The organism is Nocardia sp. NPDC003726 (assembly GCF_053586955.1).
Genome location: NZ_JBSFNF010000002.1, coordinates 457153 through 482268, shown reverse-complemented (window position 1 = coordinate 482268; position 25116 = coordinate 457153). Strand labels below are relative to the sequence as shown.

The 25116-nt window shown below is 70.0% G+C and carries 25 protein-coding genes; 9 read left to right on the top strand and 16 right to left on the bottom strand.

Translation table 11 applies throughout. The features are described from left to right. Window positions 1-3 precede the first annotated feature (3 nt). The 3 genes from dnaG to ACWDMM_RS04665 form a co-directional block, all read right to left on the bottom strand. The gene (dnaG, locus tag ACWDMM_RS04675) at window positions 4-1923 is read right to left on the bottom strand and encodes a DNA primase (RefSeq protein ID WP_195077655.1); all 1920 of its coding nucleotides are present in this window, start codon (window positions 1921-1923) and stop codon (window positions 4-6) included. A 75-nt stretch (window positions 1924-1998) separates the two neighbouring features. Next, a complete protein-coding gene (locus ACWDMM_RS04670) occupies window positions 1999-2748 on the bottom strand; it encodes a Mut7-C RNAse domain-containing protein (protein WP_449935966.1) in 750 nt (249 codons plus the stop codon). Continuing rightward, window positions 2745-3899, bottom strand: a complete 1155-nt coding sequence (locus ACWDMM_RS04665) for an FIST signal transduction protein (RefSeq protein WP_195077653.1) — start codon at window positions 3897-3899, stop codon at window positions 2745-2747. The genes ACWDMM_RS04670 and ACWDMM_RS04665 overlap by 4 nt, the downstream gene beginning before the upstream one ends. A 328-nt stretch (window positions 3900-4227) precedes the next feature. On the opposite strand from ACWDMM_RS04665, the gene ACWDMM_RS04660 reads away from it, so the two are divergent. Next, window positions 4228-7713: a hypothetical protein gene (locus tag ACWDMM_RS04660; RefSeq protein WP_449935963.1), complete on the top strand. Its 3486-nt coding sequence runs from the start codon at window positions 4228-4230 to the stop codon at window positions 7711-7713. A gap of 156 nt (window positions 7714-7869) precedes the next feature. Here the strand turns inward: ACWDMM_RS04660 and ACWDMM_RS04655 are convergent, their stop codons facing one another. The 3 genes from ACWDMM_RS04655 to ACWDMM_RS04645 all read right to left on the bottom strand — a co-directional run bounded on the left by ACWDMM_RS04655 (window position 7870) and on the right by ACWDMM_RS04645 (window position 10565). Beyond that, window positions 7870-9129, bottom strand: coding sequence for a deoxyguanosinetriphosphate triphosphohydrolase (locus tag ACWDMM_RS04655; RefSeq protein WP_195077651.1), 1260 nt, complete (start codon window positions 9127-9129; stop codon window positions 7870-7872). Between the two features lie 7 nt (window positions 9130-9136). Beyond that, the gene (locus tag ACWDMM_RS04650) at window positions 9137-9817 is read right to left on the bottom strand and encodes a YdcF family protein (protein WP_195077933.1); all 681 of its coding nucleotides are present in this window, start codon (window positions 9815-9817) and stop codon (window positions 9137-9139) included. 70 nt (window positions 9818-9887) lie between these two features. After that, window positions 9888-10565 (bottom strand): MBL fold metallo-hydrolase, encoded by a 678-nt coding sequence (locus ACWDMM_RS04645; protein WP_323123901.1) that lies wholly within the window; start codon window positions 10563-10565, stop codon window positions 9888-9890. A 30-nt stretch (window positions 10566-10595) separates the two neighbouring features. Here ACWDMM_RS04645 and ACWDMM_RS04640 point away from each other — a divergent pair, with 30 nt between their 5' ends. Further along, window positions 10596-12569 carry a TPM domain-containing protein gene (locus ACWDMM_RS04640; protein WP_449935960.1) on the top strand — a complete coding sequence of 658 codons (1974 nt, stop codon included), beginning with the start codon at window positions 10596-10598 and terminating at the stop codon, window positions 12567-12569. Window positions 12570-12596: 27 nt separating this feature from the next. Here ACWDMM_RS04640 and ACWDMM_RS04635 read toward each other — a convergent pair whose 3' ends face one another. Beyond that, window positions 12597-13859 (bottom strand): phthiocerol/phthiodiolone dimycocerosyl transferase family protein, encoded by a 1263-nt coding sequence (locus ACWDMM_RS04635; protein WP_449935957.1) that lies wholly within the window; start codon window positions 13857-13859, stop codon window positions 12597-12599. Between the two features lie 66 nt (window positions 13860-13925). On the opposite strand from ACWDMM_RS04635, the gene ACWDMM_RS04630 reads away from it, so the two are divergent. Beyond that, a complete protein-coding gene (locus ACWDMM_RS04630; protein WP_357104684.1) occupies window positions 13926-14537 on the top strand; it encodes a TenA family protein in 612 nt (203 codons plus the stop codon). Window positions 14538-14596: 59 nt separating this feature from the next. Then, entirely contained in the window at window positions 14597-14983 is a 387-nt protein-coding gene (locus tag ACWDMM_RS04625; protein ID WP_195077647.1) for a DUF1707 domain-containing protein, read from the top strand. Window positions 14984-15019: 36 nt separating this feature from the next. Here ACWDMM_RS04625 and ACWDMM_RS04620 read toward each other — a convergent pair whose 3' ends face one another. After that, the gene (locus tag ACWDMM_RS04620; RefSeq protein ID WP_323123903.1) at window positions 15020-16411 is read right to left on the bottom strand and encodes a glycine--tRNA ligase; all 1392 of its coding nucleotides are present in this window, start codon (window positions 16409-16411) and stop codon (window positions 15020-15022) included. Window positions 16412-16606: 195 nt separating this feature from the next. Between ACWDMM_RS04620 and ACWDMM_RS04615 the strand changes: the two genes are divergently transcribed. From ACWDMM_RS04615 to ACWDMM_RS04605, 3 genes are all read left to right on the top strand, one after another. Further along, window positions 16607-16957 (top strand): ArsR/SmtB family transcription factor, encoded by a 351-nt coding sequence (locus ACWDMM_RS04615; RefSeq protein ID WP_039796803.1) that lies wholly within the window; start codon window positions 16607-16609, stop codon window positions 16955-16957. A gap of 3 nt (window positions 16958-16960) precedes the next feature. Further along, window positions 16961-17395 (top strand): Fur family transcriptional regulator, encoded by a 435-nt coding sequence (locus ACWDMM_RS04610; RefSeq protein WP_195077646.1) that lies wholly within the window; start codon window positions 16961-16963, stop codon window positions 17393-17395. 127 nt (window positions 17396-17522) lie between these two features. Further along, window positions 17523-18479, top strand: coding sequence for a hypothetical protein (locus tag ACWDMM_RS04605; RefSeq protein WP_449935951.1), 957 nt, complete (start codon window positions 17523-17525; stop codon window positions 18477-18479). A gap of 107 nt (window positions 18480-18586) precedes the next feature. On the opposite strand, the gene ACWDMM_RS04600 is transcribed toward ACWDMM_RS04605, so the two are convergent. Beyond that, complete coding sequence (locus tag ACWDMM_RS04600; protein WP_357205214.1) at window positions 18587-19558, bottom strand: hypothetical protein; 972 nt, start codon at window positions 19556-19558, stop codon at window positions 18587-18589. A gap of 101 nt (window positions 19559-19659) precedes the next feature. Here ACWDMM_RS04600 and ACWDMM_RS04595 point away from each other — a divergent pair, with 101 nt between their 5' ends. Beyond that, window positions 19660-20265 (top strand): TetR/AcrR family transcriptional regulator, encoded by a 606-nt coding sequence (locus ACWDMM_RS04595; RefSeq protein WP_357104671.1) that lies wholly within the window; start codon window positions 19660-19662, stop codon window positions 20263-20265. A gap of 70 nt (window positions 20266-20335) precedes the next feature. Here ACWDMM_RS04595 and ACWDMM_RS04590 read toward each other — a convergent pair whose 3' ends face one another. Both ACWDMM_RS04590 and ACWDMM_RS04585 read right to left on the bottom strand, forming a co-directional pair. Beyond that, window positions 20336-20746: a YbjN domain-containing protein gene (locus ACWDMM_RS04590; protein WP_195077930.1), complete on the bottom strand. Its 411-nt coding sequence runs from the start codon at window positions 20744-20746 to the stop codon at window positions 20336-20338. A 14-nt stretch (window positions 20747-20760) separates the two neighbouring features. Next, complete coding sequence (locus ACWDMM_RS04585; RefSeq protein ID WP_195077642.1) at window positions 20761-21570, bottom strand: isoprenyl transferase; 810 nt, start codon at window positions 21568-21570, stop codon at window positions 20761-20763. Window positions 21571-21701: 131 nt separating this feature from the next. Between ACWDMM_RS04585 and ACWDMM_RS04580 the strand changes: the two genes are divergently transcribed. Beyond that, complete coding sequence (locus tag ACWDMM_RS04580) at window positions 21702-22082, top strand: Aca2/YdiL-like domain-containing protein (RefSeq protein WP_195077641.1); 381 nt, start codon at window positions 21702-21704, stop codon at window positions 22080-22082. A 29-nt stretch (window positions 22083-22111) separates the two neighbouring features. On the opposite strand, the gene recO is transcribed toward ACWDMM_RS04580, so the two are convergent. The 5 genes from recO to ACWDMM_RS04555 all read right to left on the bottom strand — a co-directional run bounded on the left by recO (window position 22112) and on the right by ACWDMM_RS04555 (window position 25086). Then, window positions 22112-22879, bottom strand: coding sequence for a DNA repair protein RecO (recO, locus tag ACWDMM_RS04575; protein WP_195077640.1), 768 nt, complete (start codon window positions 22877-22879; stop codon window positions 22112-22114). Window positions 22880-22901: 22 nt separating this feature from the next. Beyond that, window positions 22902-23102: a DUF6186 family protein gene (locus ACWDMM_RS04570; RefSeq protein WP_195077639.1), complete on the bottom strand. Its 201-nt coding sequence runs from the start codon at window positions 23100-23102 to the stop codon at window positions 22902-22904. Next, window positions 23099-23512 (bottom strand): hypothetical protein, encoded by a 414-nt coding sequence (locus ACWDMM_RS04565; RefSeq protein WP_195077638.1) that lies wholly within the window; start codon window positions 23510-23512, stop codon window positions 23099-23101. The genes ACWDMM_RS04570 and ACWDMM_RS04565 overlap by 4 nt, the downstream gene beginning before the upstream one ends. A gap of 115 nt (window positions 23513-23627) precedes the next feature. Then, window positions 23628-24233, bottom strand: a complete 606-nt coding sequence (locus tag ACWDMM_RS04560) for a TetR/AcrR family transcriptional regulator (RefSeq protein WP_195077637.1) — start codon at window positions 24231-24233, stop codon at window positions 23628-23630. Further along, window positions 24220-25086 carry an alpha/beta fold hydrolase gene (locus ACWDMM_RS04555; protein WP_195077636.1) on the bottom strand — a complete coding sequence of 289 codons (867 nt, stop codon included), beginning with the start codon at window positions 25084-25086 and terminating at the stop codon, window positions 24220-24222. The genes ACWDMM_RS04560 and ACWDMM_RS04555 overlap by 14 nt, the downstream gene beginning before the upstream one ends. Window positions 25087-25116: the final 30 nt, after the last annotated feature.

The window sequence follows — 25116 nt, the reverse complement described above, 5'->3', positions numbered from 1 at the left end:
CACTCAGGCCCCGGTCGCGAAGTCCCCGTGGTTGCCCATCGCCTGGGTGAGCAGGCTCTTGCGGTACTGCTCGAGGGCGACGAGGTCGCCGAAGAGGGCTAGGTAGGCCTCCGGCTGTTCGGTCGAGGAGATCCGCTGCAGCCTGGACTTGAGCTCGGCGATCTGCCTGCCCACCCAGGCTTCCTGGGTGCGGGCGAGAACGCCGGAGACGAAGCGCGGGATATCGGACTCCGACTTCACCGGCAGCGGCTCGGCGGCGAGTTCCGAGAGCAGCGCGCGCATGGTCAGGTCCTCGGTGCGGTCGGCGACGGCGTTGACCCATTCGGCGCCGCCGAGTCCGGCCGCCGTGCCGCCCGCCTCGGCGATCAGGCCGCGCAGCACCGCGTAGGCGGGGTGGGTGAAGGCTTCGGCCTCGAGCGCGTCGAAACCCGCTCCGGCCATCGCCGGGTATTGGAGGGCGGCCGCGAGCACCTGACGTTGCGGCAGCAGGGTGGGATCGTTCGGATTGGGCCGCGCGGCGGGATGTTCGGCGACCACCTCGCGGGGCGCGGGCGTGCGCACCGTGCCGGTCCGCCCGCCGCCGTTGCGATGCCGCTTGGCTTCCTCGCCGACGCGGCGCACGACGGTCTGGATGTCGTCCCAGCCGACCCAGCCGGCCAGTTTGGTGGCGTAGGCCTTGCGCAGGGCGTTGTCCTTGATCTGCGCGACCACCGGCACCGCCCGGCGCAGCGCCTCCACCTGCCCCTCCGCGGTGTCGAGGTCGTGGTCGGCCAGCAGGCCGCGAATCACGAACTCGTACAGCGGAGTCCGGCGGGCGACCAGATCGCGCACGGCGGCGTCACCGGAGTGCTGCCGCAGTTCGCACGGGTCCTGCCCGTCCGGCGCGATCGCGATGTAGGTCTGACCGGCCAGCTTCTGATCGCCCGAGAAGGCCTTCAGAGCCGCCGCTTGGCCCGCGGCGTCGCCGTCGAAGGTGTAGATGATCTCGCCGCGCCAGAAATTGTCGTCCATCATCAGGCGGCGCAACAGGGCGAGATGCTCGTCGCCGAACGCCGTGCCGCAGGAGGCGACGGCGGTCTTGACCCCGGCCAGGTGCATCGCCATGACGTCGGTGTAGCCCTCGACCACCACCGCCTGGTGCCCCTTGGCGATCTCGCGCTTGGCGTGATCCAGGCCGAAGAGGACCTGAGATTTCTTGTACAGCAAGGTTTCCGGCGTGTTGATGTACTTGCCGGGCATGGTGTCGTCGTCGAAGAGCTTGCGGGCGCCGAAACCGATGACGTCACCGGACAGGTTGCGGATCGGCCACAGCAGCCGCCGGTGGAAGCGGTCGATCGGGCCGCGCTGACCTTGCCGCGACAGCCCGGCCGCCTCCAGCTCCTTGAAGTCGAACCCCTTGCGGAGCAGATGCTTGGTGAGTGTGTCCCACCCGGCCGGTGCGTAGCCGCAGCCGAACTGGTGCGCGGCGGCGGCGTCGAAGTTGCGATCGGTGAGATATTTGCGCGCGGCTTCGGCTTCCGGCTCGCGCAGCTGGGCGATATAGAACTCGTGCGCGGCGGCGTTCGCCGCGACCAGCCGGGACCGGGTGCCGCGGTCGCGCTGCACCGAGGTGCCGCCGCCCTCGTAGTTGATCCGGTAACCGATCCGGTCGGCCAACTGCTCGACCGACTCGACGAATCCGACGTGCTCGATCTTCTGCAGGAAAGCGAACACGTCGCCGCCCTCGCCGCAGCCGAAGCAGTGGAACAGGCCGTGATTGGGTCGCACGTGGAATGACGGCGACTTCTCGTCGTGGAACGGGCACAGGCCCTTCATGGAGTCGGCTCCGGCGCGCTTGAGCGCCACGTACTCCCCCACCACGTCTTCGATCCGGACGCGCTCGCGTATTGCCGCGATATCGCGATCAGGAAGTCGTCCGGCCACGGCAGAGAGTCTAGGCGAAGGCGGGGCCGACGCGCCCGGTCGGCTCCACACCGCGATTTCCGGCGGCCCCGCCCGTCACGAGCGGTCCAGTTCCGCGCGGATCGCCGCGACCGTCTCGGCCAGACGTGCCTGGTGAGAGCCCTGCCAGTAGATCCGGCCGCAAGCGCGGCACTGCCGGAAGGTGTCGTAGTAGCGACGCGTGAGCGGTTCCAGACGGTCCTCGACCTCGGCTTTACCGACCTCGGCGACGACGCCGCCGCAACGCAGGCAGCGGGTGAACGGATCCAGGCGCGCGGCGAGGTCGAGCCGCCGGATCAGCTCCACGACCTGGTCGGCCGGCCGGTCGGATCGGATGTAGACGCCGTGGGTGACATTGCGGCGCTTCAACAGCCCCCGGTCACGGGTGAGCAGAATCCGATGCTCGGCCGCGGACGCCTCGGCGAGTTCGGCGTCCCCGGCCGTCCAGCGGCAGTGCACGTCGAGACCGAGCAACCGCATCAGCTTGGCTAGACCACCGAGATTCACGTCCGCGAGGAAGCGGGGCTCGCGCAGCGGATGCGGGCGCACCAGCGTCACCCGGCCGATGTCGAGTGTTTCGAAGACGGGGTACGCGGTGATCCGCGCGCCGGGGCGCGGGCGATGGTCGAAGTCGACCGGTTCTCCGTCGACCAGGATCAGATCGATCTCGGTGTGCGGAATGCCGGCGGCCTCGATGACGTCCTTGACGGTCTGGTGCGGACGGCATGGCCGTCGCAGCACGGTGTATCGCTCGCCGGGCCGCAGGAAGTCGTTCAGTTCGGCGTATACCCGCAGATCGACGCTCATTCGACGAACAGCGCCATCGACGCCGTGAACCCGTGCAGCGCGTTGCGGCCCGCGATGGGCCCGATCTCACCGGCGGCGAAGAAGCCGGCGAGCGGGATGCCGTCGAGCAAGTCCTCGATGGTGGTGGCGTCGTGGTCGGCCACGCCGAACATCCGGCGGCCGCGTCCGTTGCAGGTGAACAGCAGGGCGCCGGCCGGAGGTCCGGGCAGGTCGGTGCGTGCCCGCGCCAGCGCCGCCCGCAGGTCGTGGTCGGCTCCGATCGCGTCGCGGACCTGGAACTGGACGGTGGTGCCGACTTCCACCACCTCGCCCACCTCGATCGCGCCGCTGGACGGATCGGCGCCGAGCAGGCCGCGGATCAAGAAATCGCCCTGCCCCGGCTCGGCCAGATGCTCGTCGACGACGAAGCCGATCTGCAGGCCGCGCGCCAGCTGTTCCTGCTGGTCGGGCGGCAGCACGGCGACGATCTGACGCAACCGCTCGATCGGGGGCAGGCCGCCGAGCCCGGTGATCACCATGCCGTCCGCGCCGGTGACGGTGTAGGGGTGGCCGATCGGACGGCAGCCCTGGGACACGATCGGCACGTTGTGCAGGCCGGGAAGCCGCACGCCGACCGCGCCCGAGGTCACCACGGCGTGATCGCGGAACAGGCGGCTGCCTTCCGGGCCGTGGCCACCGCTGACCAACCCGCCCATCACGACGGTGCCGGGCAGATCCGTGTTCACGTACTCCAGCAGCAGATCGGCCGGGAACGAGTAGGGGTCGGGCAGCAGCAGGTGGAAGTCGCGTGCGGCCTTGTCGAAGCGATAGCCGGCGAGCAGCCCTCCGCTGGCCGTGCGCAGGAAGTCCAATTGGAAGGTTTCGGCGGCGGGCAGTCCGGAGGCCAGCCACACCGCCACCGCGGGCTCGTCCTCGATCTCGCGGCGACCCGCCACCACCGCTTGGGCCACGCATCCGATCAGGGCGGGCACCCGGACCGTCCGGTGGACGCCGGAGAGCACTTCCACGGCGTCGTCGGTGTGCGCGCGGGACGCGAGCAGCACAGCGAGGGACGGCGCCGCGCCCGCGATCTCGTCGCGGGCGCGCGCTGCGGCTTCCATGCCCGCTCGCCGCGCATCCGGCGCGGTGGAGAGTCCTACTCCGATCCGCACCCCTCTATGGTAGCCAACCTGGGAAGATGGCGAATTCAACTGTGGCACAATGGATTTCACGAGCAAGGCGAAGCCGGTCCGCCAGGTGACGGCTCGGACCACCGGTTTCCCCGCGCCACGATCGCAGCGGCAAGGTGGCGGGAAGGTTGCGAATCGATAGCTGCTCGGCCGCGCAGGCGCATCATCCATGCTTCCCAGCCCGGAGAGGTCAGGGAGATCTGAGCGACAATGGCCGCAACCACAGTCTGTTCTCGATGAACCGGGATCAGAATGTCGGCGCAGGCCGGCGCACCGCGGCAAGACCTGATGAGGACAGGCGGGAGACATCGTGAGTCAGCCGTCGCGGATCGACACCGGCGAGCTGCGCGCGATGGTCTCGACCTTGGAACGGCTCATTGCCGACGCTTCCCGGACGGTCGGCCAACTGAAAGCGGCCATCGCCTCCGCCGAAGGGCTCGTCGGCGGCGACCCGGTCGATCATGCCGAAGCATCGCCTGTCCTGGAGCCCGCGGTGTTCGCGGCGGAATCGTCGCCCGAGCCGAAGGCGATGCCGACGCCGTGGTCCCGTAAGAACCAGGAAACGCCCTGGTCAAGGCGTGTGGTGCGGCCGTGCCCGACGGTGCAGAGCACACCTGTTCACGTATCCGCGCCCCGCGAGATCGGCGTCCCGCCAGCGGAGGTCTCCGCGCCCGCACGTCGATCGGCCGCGGCCCGCCACTCGGAGTTCCAGCCCGCAGGTCGTCGAACCGATGCCGTCGACGAGCGGGCATCGGTCCGGCGCGCCGTTGCCGCCGACGGCCCTCCCCCCGCCGCCGCCGCGGCGTCGAGCCGTGGGACGGACCGGGGCGAACACTCCGTGCCTCGCCGGCGCACCGATGCCGCATCCGCCCACCGGACGGACACTCCTGACGGCTCCCCTCCGGATGGATCGGCCGGCGCCGCACCCAGCGTCGGAAGAGCGCACCGCGCCGAGGACCTCGCACCGATCGGGAGTCCGCGGCACCAGGTGTCAGCTCCCAGTGCGGCCGGTGGCAGTCGTCCCCCTCGCCCGCACATCGACCTGGACGACTCGGTGCGGCTCGTGCGACCAGAGGCCCCCGCGCCAGCTGCGCGCAGCGGGTCGGCACCGGGCCAGCCGACCGACTTCATCGACGCCTCCGCAGCGACCGATTCGGCCGGCGCCGCCGCGGAGGGACACCGGTCCCCGTCGCGATGGACCGATGCGCGAGACGACCATGAACCCATCCAGCAAGCGGGTGCCGCGCATAACCGGGCACCGGCTCGCCAGAAGGACATCCAAGAAGCCTTCGCGTCACCGCGACATATCGCTGCCGCTGACGGCTCCCCGCCTGCCCCGGAGACCGGCCCTGCACCCCACCCGGAGCAAGTCCCGCAAACGACGGAACCAGCGCCCCCGGAACGAACCGGCATCGCCGACGACCCCGCACCCGTCGTGCCGAACGCCCGGCGCGGCGCACCGATCGAAGCCGCAGACGACGACGTACTCATCGAAGAAGCCGACGATCGTCCGGCGGTCACGCTGCGGGACGACACCACGATCGGCACCGCAACTACCCCGCCGCCCGGCATCGCAGACGACTCCCCACCCGGTTCAGAACCCCCGTACCTTCCGGTCCCCATCACGTCCACCGACCAGTCCGGGAGATCGAGCGAGTTCGCACGTATCCGAAGAACGGAGCCCGAGGCCACCCACGGATACGATGCGGCGTCCCTGGTCCCGTCCGACCGTGCGGCCGATTCCGCAGCCGGTCACCTCACCGACACCACACCTACGCCTTCGACCGATAACGCGGATCTCCCCCAGCGGATGATCAGCGAGAACGACGCGGACCCCGACATACCGACGAACCTCGCCGAGCAGCAGGCGCCGAACCCGCGGACAGCCACCACACTGCGCCCCGACCCCATTCCTGAACTCGACGCCCCAGGTCATTCCGCAGCCGAGCAGCAGACAACCGCAGCGCCAAACCAGTCGAGCGGCAACGCAAACCTTCCCAGCCGCCAACCGATGATCAATGCCGACGACTCGCTACCTCACCGCCACAAGGAGGCTGCCGAGCAGATGGCACCCGCCCAGGCAGCCACCACGCCCCTCCCCGAACCCTCCGGCCAGATCGACGCCACAGACCACCCCGCAGCCGAGCAACAGACAACCGCAGCGTCAAACCAGTCGAGCGGCAAGGCGATCCTTCCCGACCACCAACCGATGATCAATGCTGACTCGGTACCTCACCTCCGGAAGACCGCTGCTGAGCAGACGGGACCTACGACACCCGTCCCCGAACCCGCCCATCAGATCGACGCCACAGACCACCCCGCAGCCGAGCAGCAGACAACCGCAGCGCCCGATCACTCGAGCGGGAACACGGCCCGCTCCCAGCCCACGACCAGCACCGGCGACTCGGTACCCGATCCGCGGAGGGATACCGCCGAGCAGGCGGCATCCGTTCCGGCGGCTACCGCACCAGGTCCCCAGATCGATGCCACGGATGATTGCGCGGCCGAGCGGCGGGCAGGCTCCGCGCCGGGCCGGCAGGCGGACGCCACTGATGAACCCGTATCGCGGCGAACGATCGGGAACGCGCCCGGCTCGGCTGCTTGGCTCGACGCGCTGCGCTTCTCCTGGCTCGATTCCCCGAACGGCCCACCGCCCGCCGGCGCTGGAACGACGGACGCCTCGGGCCACCAGGCGGGATCGCCCCCAGGGGCCGGCGAGGCAGGCAGCGTCGCTCAGCAGTTGGGCAGCACAGACAACTCCGGAGCCCGCCGGAGCATCGGCCACCCCTCGAGCGGCGGACGGAGCGATACCGCGCCCGAACACCCCGGGACCGCACCCAACCGGAAACCCGACGCCGCCGACCAGCCGACGCAAACCGAAGTCAGCGCTACCGGACACCCTCGGCACGCCGCTGACGACGCCGATTCCATCGGCATCGCTAAAAACCCGACGCGGTCACCCCGAACAGACGTCACACACCCTCACCGGGCCGCCTCGGCCGCAACAAGCGCGGAGAACTCCACCGCGGTGCACCGCAGCGAGTCGGCGACTCCGCGGCGGACCGGCAGCACAGGCGGCGTACCGGTCCAACGCCCCGGCCCCGCATCCCCCCGGAAACACGAGCGCGCACTCATCGAGCGCGGCGATTCCGCACGCCGCCCCGCAGTCTCCGAGCAGACCGACGCTCCCGACCCGTTCGAGGCGCTTCGCATCGCGCGGGAGATGTCGGCGCGGCACGGGGTGGAAGTCGTCGGGTTCGATACCGCGAATGTCGGTCTCCAGGTGATCCGTGAGATCGCGTCCGCCATCGATGAGCTGCTCACGAAATACCCGATGCCGCTGCGGGGCGTCGAACTGACCGCTGACGCGGAGCCTCGCCCGCGACCGGAGCGCGACCCCACAGCGGCGCAGTCGGCCGACGCCCCGATCTGGTTGCTGCTTGACCGCGCGGCCTTGTCTCCGCCGCGGTCGGCACCGGTGGAGACGCGCAGGATCTTCCGGCGCCGCGGGCCTGCCGAGCGGCCCGTGTACACGGCGGTGGTGCGCGAATTCGCGGGGGCGCTCGATGTCGCCGGTGCGTTCCGGGCTCGGCAAGAAGCTCTGCGAACTCTGATCAACGAGTCACTGCGCGGCGGCGGCGGTGGACTCGGACTGCTCGACCCCGGCCGCGCCTTGATCGACGGCTTCACCGAGGTGGTGCTGCGAGGCGAGCGAGCCAGCGCGACGGCCAAGGAATTGCACGGCGCGCTGGTCAAAATGGCCCGAGTGGAGTCTTCCGACGACCTGTCGGCGTGAGACTGGATGGGCAGTACGCATAAAGGGCGCAGCCGGACGCAGTGCGCCCTTTGCTCGCGCATGCCGGAGCGAAGGCGGAGGTACGCATAAAAGGCGCAGCCGGACGCAGTCCGTCCTTATTTCCGCGCATGGCCGGAGCGAAGGCGGAGGTACGCCTTAGACGTTCAACTCCCCCGCCACCCGCTCCAACCGGCTCTCGGTATAGGACGCGATCTGATCGACCACGACGCGCACACGGGCGGTGTCGTCGGACGCGGCGTTCCAGAACGGCAGCAACAGCGGGTCGAGACTGCCGGGTGCGGTGGCGAGCAGGCGCTCGGCCACGGCGAGGACGCGTTCGCGTTGCGCGGCCTGCCGCAGCCGATGCGCGGGGTCGGACATCACGTAGCGCAACGCGACGGTCTTCAGCAGCGCCACCTCGGCGGCGACGATGCGCGGCACCTCGAGATCCGCGTGGTATCTGGACAGCGGCTGCGGCCCGGCCGCCGCGCGCGTCGCCATGATCGCCGCGGTGGCGAAGCGGCCGACGAGTTCGCTGGTGAGACGCTTGAGCGCGACCGAGGCGGTGAACGTGCCGTCGTATCCGGACGCCGCCGCGACCACCGGGAGTTCCGACAGCCGTTGCGCGGCGGCGATCAGCTCGTCGGCGGCCAGCGAGTGCTGGAACTGGCCGAGCGCGGCCAGCGCGTCCTGTTCGGCCGGGTCGGCCAGCGCGCGCAGATCGATCCGGCCCGCGATGACGCCGTCCTCGACGTCGTGCACCGAGTAGGCGACGTCGTCGGACCAGTCCATGATCTGGCATTCGAGGCTGCGGCGCCCGTCCGGCGCGCCCTTGCGGATCCACTCCAGGCGCTCGGTGTCGACCTCGTAGGCGCCGAACTTGGTGCCGGGACCGGTTCGCCCCCAGGGGTATTTGAGCGCGGCGTCGAGCGCCGCGCGGGTGAGGTTGAGACCCGCGCTGGCGCCGTCGGGCTCGAGCACTTTCGGTTCCAGGCGGGTGAGGATGCGCAGGTTCTGCGCGTTGCCTTCGAATCCGCCGAAGGCGTCGGCGAAGGCGTCGAGGGCCTTCTCGCCGTTGTGGCCGTAGGGCGGATGGCCGATGTCGTGGGCGAGGCCGGCCAGGTCGACCAGGTCCGGGTCACAGCCGAGACCGTCGGCGATGCTGCGGCCGATCTGGGCGACCTCCAGGGAATGGGTGAGCCGGGTGCGCGGGGTGTCCGCCTCGCGCGGACCCATGACCTGCGTTTTGTCGGCCAGTCTGCGCAGCGCGGCGGAGTGCAGCACGCGGGCGCGGTCGCGGGCGAATTCGGTGCGGTGGCCGGTCTCGAACTCGCTGCGCGGAGGGCCGAGTCCCGCGGTCTTGGCGCCCTCGACGACGAGGCGTTCGGTGTCGTGATCGGTGTACCGGGCGCTCATCGAGGGCTCACTGTCCCGCCGTGTAGGTGAAGTCCGCCGAGAAGTGGGTGAGCTGGTACCACAGCAGGGCGCCGGTCTCCCTGGCGATGCCGTGCGCCTGCGATTCCCTGGTGTAGACGGCGGGGCCGGTTCTGGTGGGGGCGGTCCAGGCCGCAAGCCCCTCGTCGCGTGCCATGGTTCGGGTGCGCAGCGAGTGCCACGGATCGCTGACCAGCACCGCCGACGACATGTCCCGCGCGCGCATCGCGGTGACCACCGCTTCGATGCTGCGCAGCGTGTCCGATCCGGTTTCCACGGCGAGGATCTTGTCGGCGGGCACGCCGCGCGCCTGCAGATAGTTCTTGCCGGAGGCGGCCTCGGTGAAAATATCGCCCTCCTGTTTGCCGCCCACGGTGATGACACGGGGCGCGACACCGGCCCGGAACAGCTTGTAAGCCTGGTCGAGTCGCGCCTCGAACACCGAGGACGGCGTTCCGGAATACTGCGCCGCGCCGAGCACGACGATCGCGTCGGCCTTCGTGTAGTCATCGATGCGCGCGACCTGCCACACCCGGAAGGCGGTCCCGCCGACCAGCACCGCGCCCATCACGACGGAACCGACGACCAGCCGCCGCGTCCAGCGCAGCAACCCGGCGCCGAAGCCCTGTGGCCGGGCGGATTCGGGCGCGGGAAGGGCTCGGGTGCGCATCGTTGGCAAATCCACTCCCCAAGTCTGCCAAAAGCGGCGCGGGCCACCGACCGCTTACCGCCAGGGGCGGCTACCAGCCGCGGTCTCGCCAGGCCGGAAGGCTCGGACGCTCGGCGCCGAGCGTGGTGTCGTCGCCGTGGCCGGGGTAGACGACGGCGTCGTCGGGGTAGCGGTCGAAGAGCTTGGCCGACACGTCGGTGAGCAGCGAGGTGAAGTCCGCCGGGGAGGTGGTGCGTCCGACGCCGCCGGGGAACAGCGAGTCCCCGGTGAACAGATGCGTGCGTCCCGCCCCGTCGGTGAGCGCGAGGGTGATCGAGCCCGGCGTGTGACCGCGCAGATGGATGACCTCGAAGACCAGATCGCCGATGGTGACGGTGTCGCCGTCGGCGAGCAGCCGATCGGGGCGGACCGGCAGCGGGTCGGCGTCGAGCGGGTGCGCGGCGGTGGGAGCGCCGGTGGCCTCGGCGGTTTCGCGCAGCGCCAGCCAGTGGTCGCGGTGCTGATGGGTGGTGACGATCAGCCGGATCTGGCCGCGCGCCTCCTGCTCGACCAGGGCCGCGATGCGGTCGGGCTCGTTGGCGGCGTCGATGAGCAGGGCCGCGCCGGTGCCCGCGCACTGCACCAGATAACAGTTGTTGTCCATGCCGCCGACCGACATCTTGACGATGCGCGCGCCGGGGACATCCCGCTGCTGCGGGTTCGAATCCGGTGACACGTGGCCGCTGTAGGGGCGATCGATGGTGATCACGAAACGATGCTATCGAGCTAGATTCGTGCCATGTCACTGCCGTCGCCGATCCGCTTCGTTCGCTTGCTCGCGATCAGCGTCCTCCTGGCCGCGATCGCCCTGCTGGGCGCTCCGAAGATCGCGGCGGAACCGCCGCTGCGCATGAACACCTATGTGGAGAATCCGGCTGGCGTGCTCGATCAGAGTCAGCGGGATCGGGTGAGCGGCGCGGTGGACCGGCTCTACGCCGACCAGCAGTTGCGACTGTGGGTGGTGTACGTGCGCGGCTTCGACGGGCTCGATCCGCGCGACTGGGCCAGGCGCACCGCCTCGATATCCGGGTTCGGCCCACGGGACCTGCTGCTCGCGGTCGCCACCGAGGACCGCGCGTACTGGCTGGAAGGCGAAGTGCCCGGCGAGGTCAGCGATGCCGAACTCGACGACATCCTGATCGGCGAGGTGGAGCCCGCCCTGCGGGACGGACGCTGGGCCGACGCGGGAATCGCGACGGCCGACGGGCTCGACGCGGCCATGCGCGGCGGCGGCGTGAACGTCCGCGCCTTGCTCGTCCTCGGCCTGCTGGTGGTGCTGGTGGCGGGCGGCCTGGTCTGGTACGCGCGCAAGCGGCGGCGGGAACGGTCCGCGGCCGAGCTGGCGGTGGCGCGGCAGCTGGATCCGGAGGACACGACGGCGCTGTCGGCGCTGTCGACGGAGGCGCTGCAGGCCCGGTCACGGGAGACGCTGGTGGAGATCGACAACGCGATCCGCACCAGCGGCGAGGAGCTCGAGCTCGCCACCGGGGAGTTCGGCGCGACCGCGACCACCCCGTTCCGCAACGCTCTGGAGAATGCGAAAGCCGCTGCGGCTCAGGCGTTCACGATCCGGCAGCGCCTCGACGACGCGATTCCGGAGACACCCGACGAACAGCGCGCCCTGCTGGTCGAGCTGATCGGCAAGGTGGGGCGCGCCGACCGGGAACTCGACGCGCAGGTCGCGGAATTCGACGCCATGCGCGATCTGCTGCTCGACGCCCCGGCTCGGCTGGACGCCCTCACCAGGGACGTGGTCGAGGTGACCGCCCGGATTCCCGCCTCGGAAGCCGAGCTGAGCCGGCTCGCCGCCGCCCATCCGGCCAGCGTGCTCGCGCCGATCGAGGACAACGTGCGGATGGCACGCGAGCGCCTCGCCTTCGCGGAGCAGAACGTGGACGCGGGACGTTCCGCACTCGCCGAGCCGGTCGGCGAGCAAGGCGGCGCGGTCGCCGCCATTCGTTCCGCGGAGGCCGCGATCGGCCAGGCCCGCTCCCTGCTCGACGCCGTCGACAACGCCTCCAGCGCCATCCAGCAGGCCCGCGACGGCCTGCCCGGCGCGCTGGAGGAGCTGCGCCGCGACCTCGCCTCCGCCGCCGGACTCGGCGACTACGGCGGGCGGGAGCTGGCCGACGCCCGCGCCGCCGCGCAGTCGGCACTGGAGCAGGCGACGGCCACGGGTGACACCGATCCGCTGAGCGCCTTCCACGACGCGGTCACCGCCGACGCCGATCTCGACCGTGCCGTCGCGAGCGCCACCGATCGCAAGCTCGCCGCCGAGGACCTGCGACGCAGGCTCGATCGAGCGCTCGCCGACGCGGGCGTCCGGATCGGTTCGGCCGCAGACTATATCGGCACCCGGCGCGGCGGCATCGACGCCGACGCGCGCACCCGCCTGTCGGAAGCGCAGCGCAACCTCGACGAAGCGCGGCGTTCGAGCACGAGCGATCCCGCCGCCGCCCTGCGGCACGCGCAGGCGGCGGCGGATCTGGCCGGGCGCGCGCTGCAAGCGGCACAGGCCAGCGTGCGGGCGTGGGAGGCCGAACGGATGCCCGCCGCAAGCGCCAACACCGGGGCGGTGCTCGGCGGTATCCTGCTCGAAGGACTGCTGCGCGGAGCGGCCGGCGGCGCCGTACGCCCCGGCGGCGGCTGGAGCCCCGGTTCGTACGGTGGTTCGTCCGGCTCCCGGCGCATCGGCCGCGGCGGGAGATTCTGACCTCGGCTCAGCGGCCGTCCGCACCGGTCAGTGGGCCCCGGCCGCCGACAGGGCGGTCAGTTCGGCTCGCACCGCCTCCGGGAGGCCGTCGGCGTGCGCGCCGCCGCCGAGCACGCCGACGGTCAGCTCCTGCGCGAAGGTGTAGGCGAGATAGGTGACCGCGGCCGACGCCCCCGCGGATGGGCGGGGATGGGCCGAGACGTAGACGATCTCGTAATCGGTGAGTTCCAGCCCGGCGGGTGTGCGGAACGCGGGGACGACGCCGGTATTGGTGACCGCGATGTGCCCCGCCAGCGAATGAATCCTCCTGGCTCCGTAGTAATCCGGGAAATGCAGCACGGACTGCTGCACGACCCCTTCGGACAGGTCACGGGTCAGCCGAGCCGAAATACGCTGTGCCAGTTCGACCGGGCTGGCGGCCGGGTCCACTTCGTCGGCGAAGGAAGCCTGTCCGGCCATGTTGGTGCCCGCGGAGGCGGCGACCGGCGGATCCAGCCGGTTGCGCAGGTCGACCGGATACAGGCAGCCCAAAGTGGTCGCGCCGCCTGCTGTCTCACGGGCATACGCGCGCAGCAGCGCGGCGGTGAGCAGCCCGTTGACCGTCGTACCCGACTTGCGCCCCAGTTCTGCGATCCGGGCGGTGGCCGCCCTGTTCAGCCGCACGCGCACCGGACGGGCGAGCGTGCTCGGCGCGGGTTTCGCGTCATCGGACGGCGCTTCCCGCGCCTCTGGCGGAAGCGGCACGGTCACGTCCTCGAATCCCGACCTCGCGGTCGCGGTGATGCCCCGCGCCGCCACATACCACTCCAGAGATTGTGGAATCCCCTGTGGCGCAACATGACTTGACTGGCCCTCGACATGGCCGGTGTAGAAATCCCACAGCCGGGACAGCAGTTCCACGCAGTGGCCGGCGTCGGCGACGCTGTGATGAACGAACAGCGTGACACGCCACTCGCCCCCGCCCGAGCCGATGACGTCCAGATACGCCAGTTGAACCGCCGGATCCATGGCGGGGACACCGATCACCGCCGGATCACCCTCGCGTACGGCGACCGGGACCAACGCCGTCTCGTCCGCGGCGAACAGATACCCCTGCCCCGCAACGTCTTCCACGATTCTGCAACCGATCACCGGATATCCGCGCCGCAACGTCGCGAACGCTTCCCGCAGCGTCGCAACGTCGAGCGCTCCCCGCACCGACACCGAGCGGCCCGTATAGGTGCCGTGCCGCACGAACCGCTGCTCCGACGGCGCCAGCACCCGAATCGGAGCGTCCTCATCCCACACCACACGGCAAGGGTGCTGCACTACCGGCACAGGCGCAAACCGACCGGGCGGATACGGAAGACTGCGGGTATGAGTCTCGCGGCGCATCTGGAACAGATCGGCCTTCCCGCGGTGGAGGAACAACTCGCCCATCCCACCGTGCTCGGTATCGCCAAGGGCACCCTGCCCGAAGCGGTGTTCCGGTCCTGGCTGGAGCAGGACTACCTGTTCCTGCTCGATTACGTCCGGGTGTTCGCCCGGCTCGCATGGCAGGCTCCGGCAGCCCATCTCGGCGATCTGGTCGATCTCGCGCACGCCACCTACCACGAGGAGCTGTCACTGCACCGGTCGCTGGCGGCCGAGTTCGGCGCCGACCTCCACGGCGCGGTCAAAGGCCCGGCGTGCGCGGCGTACACGGCGTTCCTGCTCGACTCCGCCGCGTCCTACGGCGAAGGCCTCGCCGCGCTCTACCCCTGCATGTGGGGATACTCCACGCTCGGCGCGCGGCTGGCCCAGCACCCGCCCGCCGAACCGCGCTACCGCCGCTGGGTGGACACCTACGCCGATCCCGGATTCGCCGCCCTCACCCGCCGCTGCGCGCAGATGATCGACGAGTCCGGGGCCGACCCGGCGCGGGCGGAAGAGTTGTTCCGCGCGGGGCTCCGGCACGAGCTGGCGTTCTGGGACGTCCCGCTGACCTGAATCCTGTTGCCCAGCATGTTCGCACCGCGCCGTCGGCCGGGTGGACCTACGCTGACATCGTGAGTCAGGACCACGTGCGAGCCTCCGACGCGGATCGGGAGAAGATCATCGACCGGCTGCGCCTCGCGATGAACGAGGGCAGGCTGTCGCTCGCCGAATTCGACGACCGGCTGCGACAGGTGTACGCCGCCAAGACCTACGGCGAGCTGACGCCCTTGCTGTCGGACCTTCCCGCACAACGCGAAGCGCGGCCCGCGCGCGCCAAGGGCATCCCGCAGTGGATCACGATCATGTGGACGCCGTGGGTGTTCGTCAACGCGCTGTGCGTGGCGATCTACCTGGCCACCGGCGCGGGCTACTTCTGGCCGTTCTGGGTCGCGGTGCCGTGGGGCCTGGCGTTGCTCATCCCGACCACGATCGGCATCGTCACCCGCAAGAAGGACTGAACGACGGCGCCCCGCCACGGGGCGCCGTGCCGGGGCTCAGGCGCCGATCAGGTGCTGCGCCAGATAGCCCTCGACCTTGTCCAGCGCGATGCGCTCCTGGGTCATCGTGTCGCGTTCGCGGATGGTCACCGCCTGGTCGTCGAGCGTCTCGAAGTCGACGGTGATGCAGAACGGCGTGCCGATCTCGTCCTGGCGGCGGTAGCGGCGGCCGATGGCGCCCGCGTCGTCGAACTCGACGTTCCAGTGCTTGCGCAGCTGGGCGGCCAGGTCCTTCGCCTTCGGCGTGAGATCGGCGTTGCGCGACAGCGGCAGCACCGCCGCCTTCACCGGCGCGAGGCGGCGGTCCAGGCGCAGCACCGTGCGGGTGTCGACGCCGCCCTTGGCGTTGGGCGCCTCGTCCTCGGCGTAGGCGTCGACCAGGAAGGCCATCAGTGAGCGGGTCAGGCCCGCGGCGGGCTCGATCACGTACGGGATGTAGCGCTCGTTGGTGGTCTGGTCGAAGAAGCTCAACTCGGTGCCGGAGTGCTCGGAGTGCGTCTTCAAGTCGAAGTCGGTGCGGTTGGCGATGCCTTCCAGCTCACCCCACTCGTTGCCCTGGAAGCCGAAGCGGTACTCGATGTCGGTGGTGCCCGCCGAGTAGTGCGACAGCTTGTCCTTCGGGTGCACGAACAGCCGCAGGTTGTCGGCGGAGATGCCGAGATCGGTGTACCAGGAGAACCGCGTCTCGATCCAGTACTTGTACCACTCCTCGTCCTCGCCCGGCTTGACGAAGTACTCCATCTCCATCTGCTCGAACTCGCGGGTGCGGAAGATGAAGTTGCCCGGGGTGATCTCGTTGCGGAAGCTCTTGCCGATCTGCGCGATGCCGAACGGCGGCTTCTTGCGCGCGGTCGTCATCACGTTGGCGAAGTTCACGAAGATGCCCTGGGCGGTCTCCGGGCGCAGGTAGTGCAGGCCCTCCTCGGACTCGATCGGGCCGAGGTAGGTCTTGAGCATCATGTTGAAGTCGCGCGGCTCGGTCCAGCGGCCGACGGTGCCGCAGTTCGGGCACGCCACGAGTTCCATCGACACCGTGTCCGGGTCGTCGATCTTGTTCTTCAGCGCGTACGCCTCCTGCAGGTGGTCCTGCCGGAAGCGGTGGTGGCAGTGGAGGCACTCCACCAGCGGGTCGTTGAACACCCCGACGTGGCCGGAGGCGACCCACACCTGGCGGGGCAGGATCACCGAGGAGTCGAGACCGACGACGTCCTCACGGCCGGTGACCATGGCGCGCCACCACTGCTTCTTGATGTTCTCCTTGAGTTCGACGCCCAGCGGCCCGTAATCCCATGCCGACTTGGTGCCTCCGTAGATCTCACCGCACGGGTACACCAGACCCCGGCGCTTGGCGAGGTTGGCAACGGTGTCCACCTTCGACTTGGGTGCCACGCGAGAATTCTCCATCCACTGCGAGTCGGATTTCTGCATTGCCCCGACACGATAGTTTTGTGTCGATGCTGCGATTGTGCCCAGCCTATCGGCAGTCGCCGCAGTGGTTTCAACCGCACGGTCCGGCGTGCCTGTTTGACATGCGCACCTGTGCATACGCAAACTGGTAATGCTTTCCATTAAGGAGTTGGTGACATGACCGCCGAGACCGCCGCGGCACCGCCGCACAACCCGTACCGGTCGCCGGGACCGGCGCCGGTACCCCCGCGAACCGTGCTGGAGGACGCGGGCGAGCTGTTGCGGGCGCTGGCCGCGCCGGTTCGGATTGCTATCGTGCTGCAGTTGCGTGAATCACCGCGGTGTGTGCACGAACTGGTCGACGCGCTCGGTGTCACGCAACCACTGGTCAGTCAGCATCTGCGTATCCTCAAGGCCGCCGGTGTCGTGCACGGTGAGCGTTCGGGTCGCGAGGTGCTCTACGAACTCGTCGACGACCATCTGGCCCACATCGTCGTCGACGCCGTCGCGCACGCCGAGGAAGGGTGATTCGTGCCAGACAACACGGCCGTCCCGCAGAAACCGGTCGGCATCCGCAGCACCAGGCAGCGCAGCGCCATCGCCGCGCTGCTCGGTGACATCGATGAGTTCCGCTCCGCCCAGGACCTCCACGACGAGCTGCGCAAACGCGGCGAGGGCATCGGGCTGACCACGGTGTACCGGACGCTGCAGTCGCTGGCCGACGCGGGCATGGTGGACGTGCTGCGCACCGACTCCGGCGAGTCGGTCTACCGCCAGTGCTCCACCGGCCATCACCACCACCTGGTGTGCAGGCATTGCGGCCGCACCGTGGAAGTGGAGGGTCCGACCGTGGAGGCGTGGGCCGAGTCGATCGCGAGCGAGCACGGCTTCACCGAGATCAGCCACACCCTCGAGGTGTTCGGCACCTGCACGACATGCGGGACGGCGCGCCGCCGCGACCGGTGAGCGGCCCGATTCCCGGCGTGTCGGGTTAACGCGCCTGCGACCAGCGGAGATTCACCGGCGAGATCCTCGGAGTGCCAGGACGATCCCGGCTCGATACGAAGGATTCGCCATCTGCTGGGGAGGCAGCGTGTCAACGACCATCGATTCATCCGTACGCCCGGTGCGCCGCCGGGCCGTGACCGTCGCCGGGGCCGCGCTCGTCGTGGCCTCGGCGCTGTTGCTTTCGGCGTGCCAGGACGAGGACGGCACGCCGGTGGCCGTCCCGTCGACCACCGCCATCGGAGTCGCCGCCGGCCCGAGTGGGCAGTCGACGGTCCGCACCGTCGGCAAGACCGGCTGGTACGACGGATTCGACATCACCGTGCAGAAGGCGACCGTGGTGCCGGACGAATACGGCGGCGCGAAGGTGCGCATCGACATCACCTACAAGAACACCACGCTCGACGACCACACGCTGAGCATCACGCCGTCGCTGCTGGTCGGCAAAGAGGTGGACGGCGGCGCGATCTTCGACAGCCCCACGGTGCCCGGCAACGGCTCGGCCACCGGCACCGCGACCACGTCGCTGCAGTCGGTCAAGGACGCCGAGCACCTCATCGACACGATGACCGTCGTGTACGGCCAGGCCGCCGACAACCAGACCAAGATTCCGCTCGCGGCGGCGGGCAAGGTGGACAGCGTCCAGCCGAAGGCGCTGACCGTCACCGGCACCCTGGTGCAGGACCAGACCACCATCCAGGTCACCGGCGGACGGATCAGCCCGAGCTACACGAAGAACGAGAACGGTAAATCGGATCTGGCGCTGCGCGTCAAGCTCGTCGGCGGGCCCGGCATCGCGGCGGGCGGGACGAACATCTATTACGACTACTTCACCGTCCGCACACCCGACGGCCAGACCGTGCCCGCCGACGTCCGCGGCCCGATCAACGAGTTGCTGAACGCGAACGAGACCATCGACAACCCGAAGAACTACGTGGTCTTCGTGGTGCCGTCTCCCGGCACCGGCCCTTACACGGTGATCTACAACCCCCAGAAGGAAGAGGGCGCCGCCACCGCACCCACTCTGTCGTTCACGGTGGGCTGAGCGCCCGCAGCCGCCGCTCCGCACGGACGAGAACGGCTGCGATGTATCGCCGGAAACGCCGACGGCGGGTCGCCCTTTTGCGAGGGCGATCCGCCGCGGTGACCGGCTCAGCCGACCGGCACCGCATCCCGCGCCGGAGCCTGCGCCTCGGCCGGACGACCGCGCAGTGCGGCCACCCCGAGCAACCCGAGGGCGGCCGCGCTCCAGACCAGCAGCACCACCAGCGGTCCGGTCGCGGCGGCGCCGTCGAAGAACGCGACCGAGCGCAGCAGCGACGCGGCGGCGCCGGGCGGCAGCAACTGGCCGACGGCGCCCCACGGCTGCGGCAACAGCTCCGGCGCCGACGTGGCCGCGGAGAACGGATTGCCGATCAGCAGCATGGTGAGCGCGGCGATGCCGATGCCGGCTCGGCCGATGACGGCGGCGAGCCCGACCACCGAACCGGCGACCGCGAACGACACCAGCCCGCCGACCGCAGCGAGCACCGGGTACGAGCCGGGCACCACCGACAGCCAGCCCTGGATGATCGCCATGCCCAGCAGTCCGCCCGCGACGCCGAAGGTGACCAGCCCGAGCACCTTGCCCCCGATCGACGGGATCAGCAGGGCCAGAAGCACCCCTGCCGCGATGCCGGACATCACCAGCGGCAACACCATCGCGCCGAACGCCGCGCCTCGCGGATCGTCGGAGTCGGCCGCCACCACGTCCTCGACCCGGGCGGCGGGCGCGCCGGAGAGCTGCTGCCCGATCTGGGTGAGCTGCTGTGCGACCGCGGGACTCGCGCCGGAGGCGACCAGTACGCGCGGCGGCCCGTCGCCGGTGACGATCGCCCCGTAGACCTCGCGGTCCTCGATGGCGGCGCGGGCGGCGGCCTCGTCCGCGGGCGTGCTGATCTCGAAGGCGCCCGGACTGTGCTCGGCGAGCTTGCCCGCGACCATCGCGGCCTGCGGACCGGTGACGGCAAGCGGCAGGTCCCGAGGCGCGATGTTCGCGGCGGGCCAGGCGAACGCGATCAGCATCAGCGCTTGGAGCAGGGTGGCGCCGAGGCCGAGAGCGAGCGCCCGCTGCGTGCTGTTCATGGCCTTCTCCCTTAAAAATCGAATGCTCGTTCTTTATTGGGGCTACCGTCGCACGCGACTGGGAAGTTGTCAAGAACGGATATTCGTTTTATTTTTGACCCGTGCCCCGAGTCACCGAAGAACACCTCGAACGCCGCAGGCAGCAGATCATGGACGCAGCCCGGCTCTGCTTCGCCCGCAAGGGGTTCTACGAGACCTCCATGCAGGACGTGTTCGCGGAATCGGGCCTTTCGGCCGGTGCGGTCTACCGCTATTTCAAGAGCAAGGACGAGTTGATCACCGCGCTGGCCACGGAGACGACCGTGGCCTTGCGCATCGCCATGGACCAGGCGATTCGCCGCGATCCGCTGCCGACGCCCGCCGAACTGATCACCATGATCGCCGAGGAGGTGGTGCGGCGCAGCGGGCCCGACGGCCCGGTGCGACTGGCGCCGCAAGCCTGGGCCCTGGCCCTGGTGCATCCCGGGGCGGCGGTCATGGTCCGCGAGACGATGCTCGCGATGCGCGCGCTGTGGGTGACCTACGCCGAACGCATGCGCGACAAAGGCTGGCTCCCCGAGGACGCCGATGTCGACGCCGTGGCCAAGGCGATCATCGGACTGCTGCCGGGTTTCATCCTCCAGCACCTCATCCTCGGCGACCTCGACCCGCAGACGCTGGCGCTCGGCGTGCGGACCCTGCTGCCCTACGGCGAGCCCACCCGATAGCCTCCGGCTCGCGCAGCCACCCACGACCCGGCACGGCTGTCACGACTTCGGCATGACGAATGTCGTGCCCTCAGGGCACCAGGCCCTGCCTCGCCCGGCTCGCGTTGGACAGTACGAGCAGCAGCATGGTGGTGAGCGCCTGGTCGTCCAGTCCGGCGGCGGGGAAGGTGTAGCGCAGGATGACGTCGGCCAGCCCGCCGCGGGCGATCACGGTGAGCGAACCGAACTGCAGCGCGTTGTTGCGTTCGGCGACCCGCTTGTGCAGCTGCGCTTTCAGCGGACGGTCCCAGGCGAGCACGCAGGTGAGGCTGAGCACGTCCAAGCCCGGCGCCAGATTCACCGCGCGCAGCGACGAGAGGGCGCCCTCGTATTCGAAGCCGAGCGACCCGTCGGCGTCGACGCGTACGTCGATGCCGTAACTCGACAGACAGGCCCCGGCCCGCGCCTGCAACTCCCGGTCCGGGGTCACCGCCGCGCCCATGTCCGCGCCGCCGTTCACTTGGTGCCGCCGAAACGGCGGTCCCGCGCGGCGTACTGGAGGCACGCCTCCCACAGGTTGCGGCGATCGAAATCGGGGAAAAGCGTGTCCTGGTAGACGAATTCGGCGTAGGCGGACTGCCAGATGAGAAAGTTGGAGCTGCGGAACTCGCCGGAAGGACGCAGGAACAGGTCCACATCCGGCATGTCGGGCTCGTCCAGGTATTTCGCCACCGTGGCCTCGGTGACCTTCTCCGGGTCGATCTCGCCCGCCGCCACCCGGCGCGCGATCTCCCTTGCCGCGTCGGCGATCTCGGCGCGGCCGCCGTAGTTGACGCACATGGTCAGCGTCATCACCGTGTTGTTCTTCGTGAGTTCCTCGGCGACTTCCAGTTCCTTGATCACGCTGCGCCACAGGCGCGGTCGCCGCCCCGCCCAGCGCACCCGGACGCCCATCTCGTGCATCTCGTCGCGGCGCCTGCGGATCACGTCGCGGTTGAAGCCCATGAGAAAGCGCACCTCATCGGGGCTGCGCCGCCAGTTCTCGGTGGAGAAGGCGTAGGCCGACAACCATTTGACGCCGATCTCGATGCAGCCCTCCACGGTGTCCATCAGCACCGCCTCGCCGCGCTCGTGCCCGGCGGTGCGCGGCAACCCGCGCTCCTGGGCCCAGCGTCCGTTGCCGTCCATGACGAGCGCGACATGGTTGGGCACCAGTTCCGGCGGCAGCTGCGGCGGCCGGGCTCCCGACGGATGCGGCGCGGGCGGACGCACGGCGCCCGCAGGCGCGGAGTCGGTCGCGGTGGCGGAGTCACGACGGAGAATCACGGCCTCTATCCTGCCTGATCGCCCTCGCCGACCCCACTGCCGCGTTGCTTCCTGACGAATTCCACGGTTCCGACCGGCACTGGTGACTTATTCTTTTCCCTATCGTGATACTGGGGAGGGGTTTCTCGAACGTGACCGATTTACCAGGCACCGGGACCGCGGCGGGTTTCCGCGCCACTCGTGAGTTGCTCGGCCTTCCGGTCCCGTGGTGCGCGCGGTTCTTCGCGGTCGCCGAACGCACCGTCGAGCGGTGGGAGAAGGGGGCCTTCCAGATCCCCGACAGCGTGGCCCGTGAGCTCGCCGCCATCGCGGACGAGACCGAGCAGGTGGTCGAGGCCATGGTCGATGCCATCGACGCCGGGGAGATCTCCCCCCGCCTGCACACCTACCGGACCAACGACGACTACGCCAAGCACGAGCCGGACACCCGCTACCCGGCCACCTGGCATCGCGCCGTGTGCGCCCGCGTCATGAACGAGCTGCCCCAGGTAGAGCTCCAATTCGTGGAGTAAGCGGCGGCCTCGCCTGAACCCTCGCTACCTCAACCCCGCGCGGGCAGGGGCGGAGTCCGTGCGTCTTTGGATCGCTCGATCAACGGCAGAGTGCGCAGCTGGCGTTCCAGATGCCACTGCAAGTGCGCCGCGACCAGCCCGCTGGCCTGCTTGCGCACCGCCTCGGGCGTCGCCTCGACCCGCTCCCACTCCCCCCGCAACAACGCGACCAGCAAGTCGAGCACCCCCGGAGCGGGCGTCGCCGCACCCGGCGGACGGCAATGCACGCACACCGCGCCCCCGGCCGCGACATGGAAGGCCCGATGCGGGCCCGGTGTCGCGCATTTGGCGCATTCGTCCAAGGCGGGCGCCCAGCCCGCGAAACCCATGGCGCGCAACAAGAACGCGTCCAGGATCAGTTCGTGCGGGCGCTGTTTGGCCGCGATGGCGCGCAGGGCGCTCGCGGTGAGCGCGTGCAGCCGTGGCGCGGGCGCGCGCTCCTCACCCGCCAGGCGCTCGGCGGTCTCCAGGACGGCGCACGCGGTGGTGTAGCGCCCGTAGTCGTCGATGATGTCGGCGGCGAACGCCTCCATGGTGTGCACCTGGGTGACGGTGTCCAACGTGCGCCCTGGGTGCAGCTGCACGTCGATGTAGGAGAACGGCTCCAACCGCGCCCCGAACCTCGACTTGGTCCGCCGCACCCCCTTGGCGACCGCGCGAACCAGCCCGTGCTGTCGCGTGAGCAGCGTGACGATGCGGTCCGCCTCGCCCAGCTTGTGCTGGCGCACCACTACCGCCTCGTCCCGATACAACCGCACAGGTGGAGTCTACGGACCTCCGTCACCGGGCCAGGAAGTGCCAGCCGAACCATGCCCACACGAGGACGGCGGTGATTCTTGCCGGTCGTGTGCTGGTCAGGTAGGCGATCGTGTCTCCAAGCGTCGCGACCAGGTCCCGGCGCAGGTGCGTGAGCACGGTCATGGCGAGCGCTGCCGCGCAGAGCAGGGCGAAGCCGAGCAGGGCGATGGATCGGTCGCTCATCTGGACACCAGCCACCAGCCGGCCGTGAGCCACACCGCCCATCCGGCGAATCGCAGCGGCCAGTGTTCCAGCGCCGGGTCGAGCAGCGTGGACAAAGTCGGGTGTTCCTGACTCGGCTGGTTCAGGGCGGGCTGCCGCAGCAGTGTGTAGGCCTCCCACCCCGACGCCGCGACCAGCAGCGCGGACCACACGGCGACGCCCCGCCTGAGCGGGGCGGTGCGCGGAGGTCGCTGGATTCGACGGCGCGACGTCAGTGCCACTCCGGCGAGTGCCGCGATCGCCACCATCGCGGTCGCCTGCCAGCTGAACGGCCTGGTCGCGGCGCCGCATGCGGCCAGAACGAGCCCTACGGCCTGCGGCGTCGCACGCCGCCGGAATCGATGTGCCGAGCGCGCTGGTTGCTCTGTCACACGCGCAGGATAAGACCCCGGGGGGCGGAATCGGGGCAGGTGACAATGTCGCCCGCGTGGCTTTCGGTGAGCCGACGCCCCCGCTCCCGTCCTGGCCCAGCGTGGCCGGCCCGGTTCAGCCGTCGGCGCGCAGGAGGCCGGAGATCAACAGCAGCACCGATTGCTGGGTCTGGGCGCGGGCGAGATCGGGGTCCTCGGCGTGCGCGACGATGAGGGCGGCCTCGCTGACCACGCTGACCACGAGCTGGGCCAGGACGGGAACGGGGGCGTCGGCGATCAATCCGGCGTCGCGGGCGCGCTCGAGTTGCGCGGTGATCAGGCCGAGACCGTGGGCGGATTCGAATTCGCGCCAGGCTTGCCAGCCCAGCACGGCGGGGGCGTCGGTGAGCGCGATCCGCAGCATCGCGGGCCGCTGGCAGATCTCCAGGAACAGGCCCAGCCCCACCGTCATGCTTGCCATCACATCGCCGGGATCGACCGCGGCGATGGCGTTCTCGATCTCCTCGGTGATCTCGACTTCGATCTGCTCCAGCACCGCGAGGAACAGTCCGCGCTTGTCGCCGTAGTGGTGGTGCAACGCGCCCCTGGTGACGCCGGCCTCGGTGACCAGCTCCTCGGCGGAGGTCCCCGCGAAGCCGCGCTCGGTGAACAGGCGGCGTCCCGCCTGTTCGAGCGCGGCCTTGGTCGCTCGGGAGCGGTCTTCCTGGCTACGGCGTGGCATGCAGCCGAGTGAACTCCAGAATTGATTCGGCGAGCAACTCGGGCTGATCCTCCGACACGAAGGTGTAGGAGTCGTCGATGAGCTTCAGCTGCGCGTTCGGCAGGTCGTGGGCCAGGCGTTCGGCGAACGACACCGGGAACAACCGGTCCTCCCGCGCCCAGGCCAGCAGCACCGGAATGTCGACCTCGGCGAAGTGCCGCGCGGCCTCCAGGGTGTACCGGCGATGCGCCGATTTCAGGAAGCGGCGCAGGTCTTTGCGGATCGCGGCGGACCTGCGGCTCGGCAGGAGATAGGAGTCGACGATCTCCGGCGGGACGGGCCGCTTGGTGACCCAGCCGAAAGCCAGCGGCAGCCGGTGCAGCGCGCGGATGCGCAGCAACTCCGTCAGGGGTCGCAGCGAGCCGGGAATCCTTGCCAGCAGCGGCAGCGCGGTGAACGGCTGTGGCAGGAAGCCCTCGTAGCTGTCCACCGAGGCGAGCACCACCCGGCCGACGCGGGAGCGGTCGCGGGTGAGCAACACCTGGGTGATCGCTCCGCCGGTGTCGTTGGCGACCAGGGTGACGTCGGTGAGGTCGAGGCGTTCGAGGAACGCGGCGATGAGATCGGCGACACCGGTCGGAGTCAGCTCCGCGTCCGGCACGGGGATCTCGTGCGAGCCGAGCGGCCAGTCCGGCGCGAGACAGCGGTACCCGGCCGCCGCGACGACGGGCACCACCTTGCGCCAGACGTCCGCGTTGACGAGCAGGCCGTGCACGAAGACGACGGGGGCGCCCTCCCCCGTCTCGTAGTAGCGAATGCGGCCGCCGGGCAGGTCCACTTCGTGGGTGCGGCCGAGTGCTGCGCTGGTTGCCATGGGTCCTCCCGGTGATCGCTGTTCCAGACC

Bases quoted from the DNA above. Each gene is read 5' to 3' on its own strand.
- ACWDMM_RS04670 (WP_449935966.1), bottom strand. From the start codon at position 2,748: ATGAGCGTCGATCTGCGGGTATACGCCGAACTGAACGACTTCCTGCGG.
- ACWDMM_RS04655 (WP_195077651.1), bottom strand. From the start codon at position 9,129: ATGAGCGCCCGGTACACCGATCACGACACCGAACGCCTCGTCGTCGAG.
- ACWDMM_RS04650 (WP_195077933.1), bottom strand. From the start codon at position 9,817: ATGCGCACCCGAGCCCTTCCCGCGCCCGAATCCGCCCGGCCACAGGGC.
- ACWDMM_RS04640 (WP_449935960.1), top strand. From the start codon at position 10,596: ATGTCACTGCCGTCGCCGATCCGCTTCGTTCGCTTGCTCGCGATCAGC.
- ACWDMM_RS04630 (WP_357104684.1), top strand. From the start codon at position 13,926: ATGAGTCTCGCGGCGCATCTGGAACAGATCGGCCTTCCCGCGGTGGAG.
- ACWDMM_RS04615 (WP_039796803.1), top strand. From the start codon at position 16,607: ATGACCGCCGAGACCGCCGCGGCACCGCCGCACAACCCGTACCGGTCG.
- ACWDMM_RS04600 (WP_357205214.1), bottom strand. From the start codon at position 19,558: ATGAACAGCACGCAGCGGGCGCTCGCTCTCGGCCTCGGCGCCACCCTG.
- ACWDMM_RS04590 (WP_195077930.1), bottom strand. From the start codon at position 20,746: ATGGGCGCGGCGGTGACCCCGGACCGGGAGTTGCAGGCGCGGGCCGGG.
- ACWDMM_RS04570 (WP_195077639.1), bottom strand. From the start codon at position 23,102: ATGAGCGACCGATCCATCGCCCTGCTCGGCTTCGCCCTGCTCTGCGCG.
- ACWDMM_RS04560 (WP_195077637.1), bottom strand. From the start codon at position 24,233: ATGCCACGCCGTAGCCAGGAAGACCGCTCCCGAGCGACCAAGGCCGCG.
- ACWDMM_RS04555 (WP_195077636.1), bottom strand. From the start codon at position 25,086: ATGGCAACCAGCGCAGCACTCGGCCGCACCCACGAAGTGGACCTGCCC.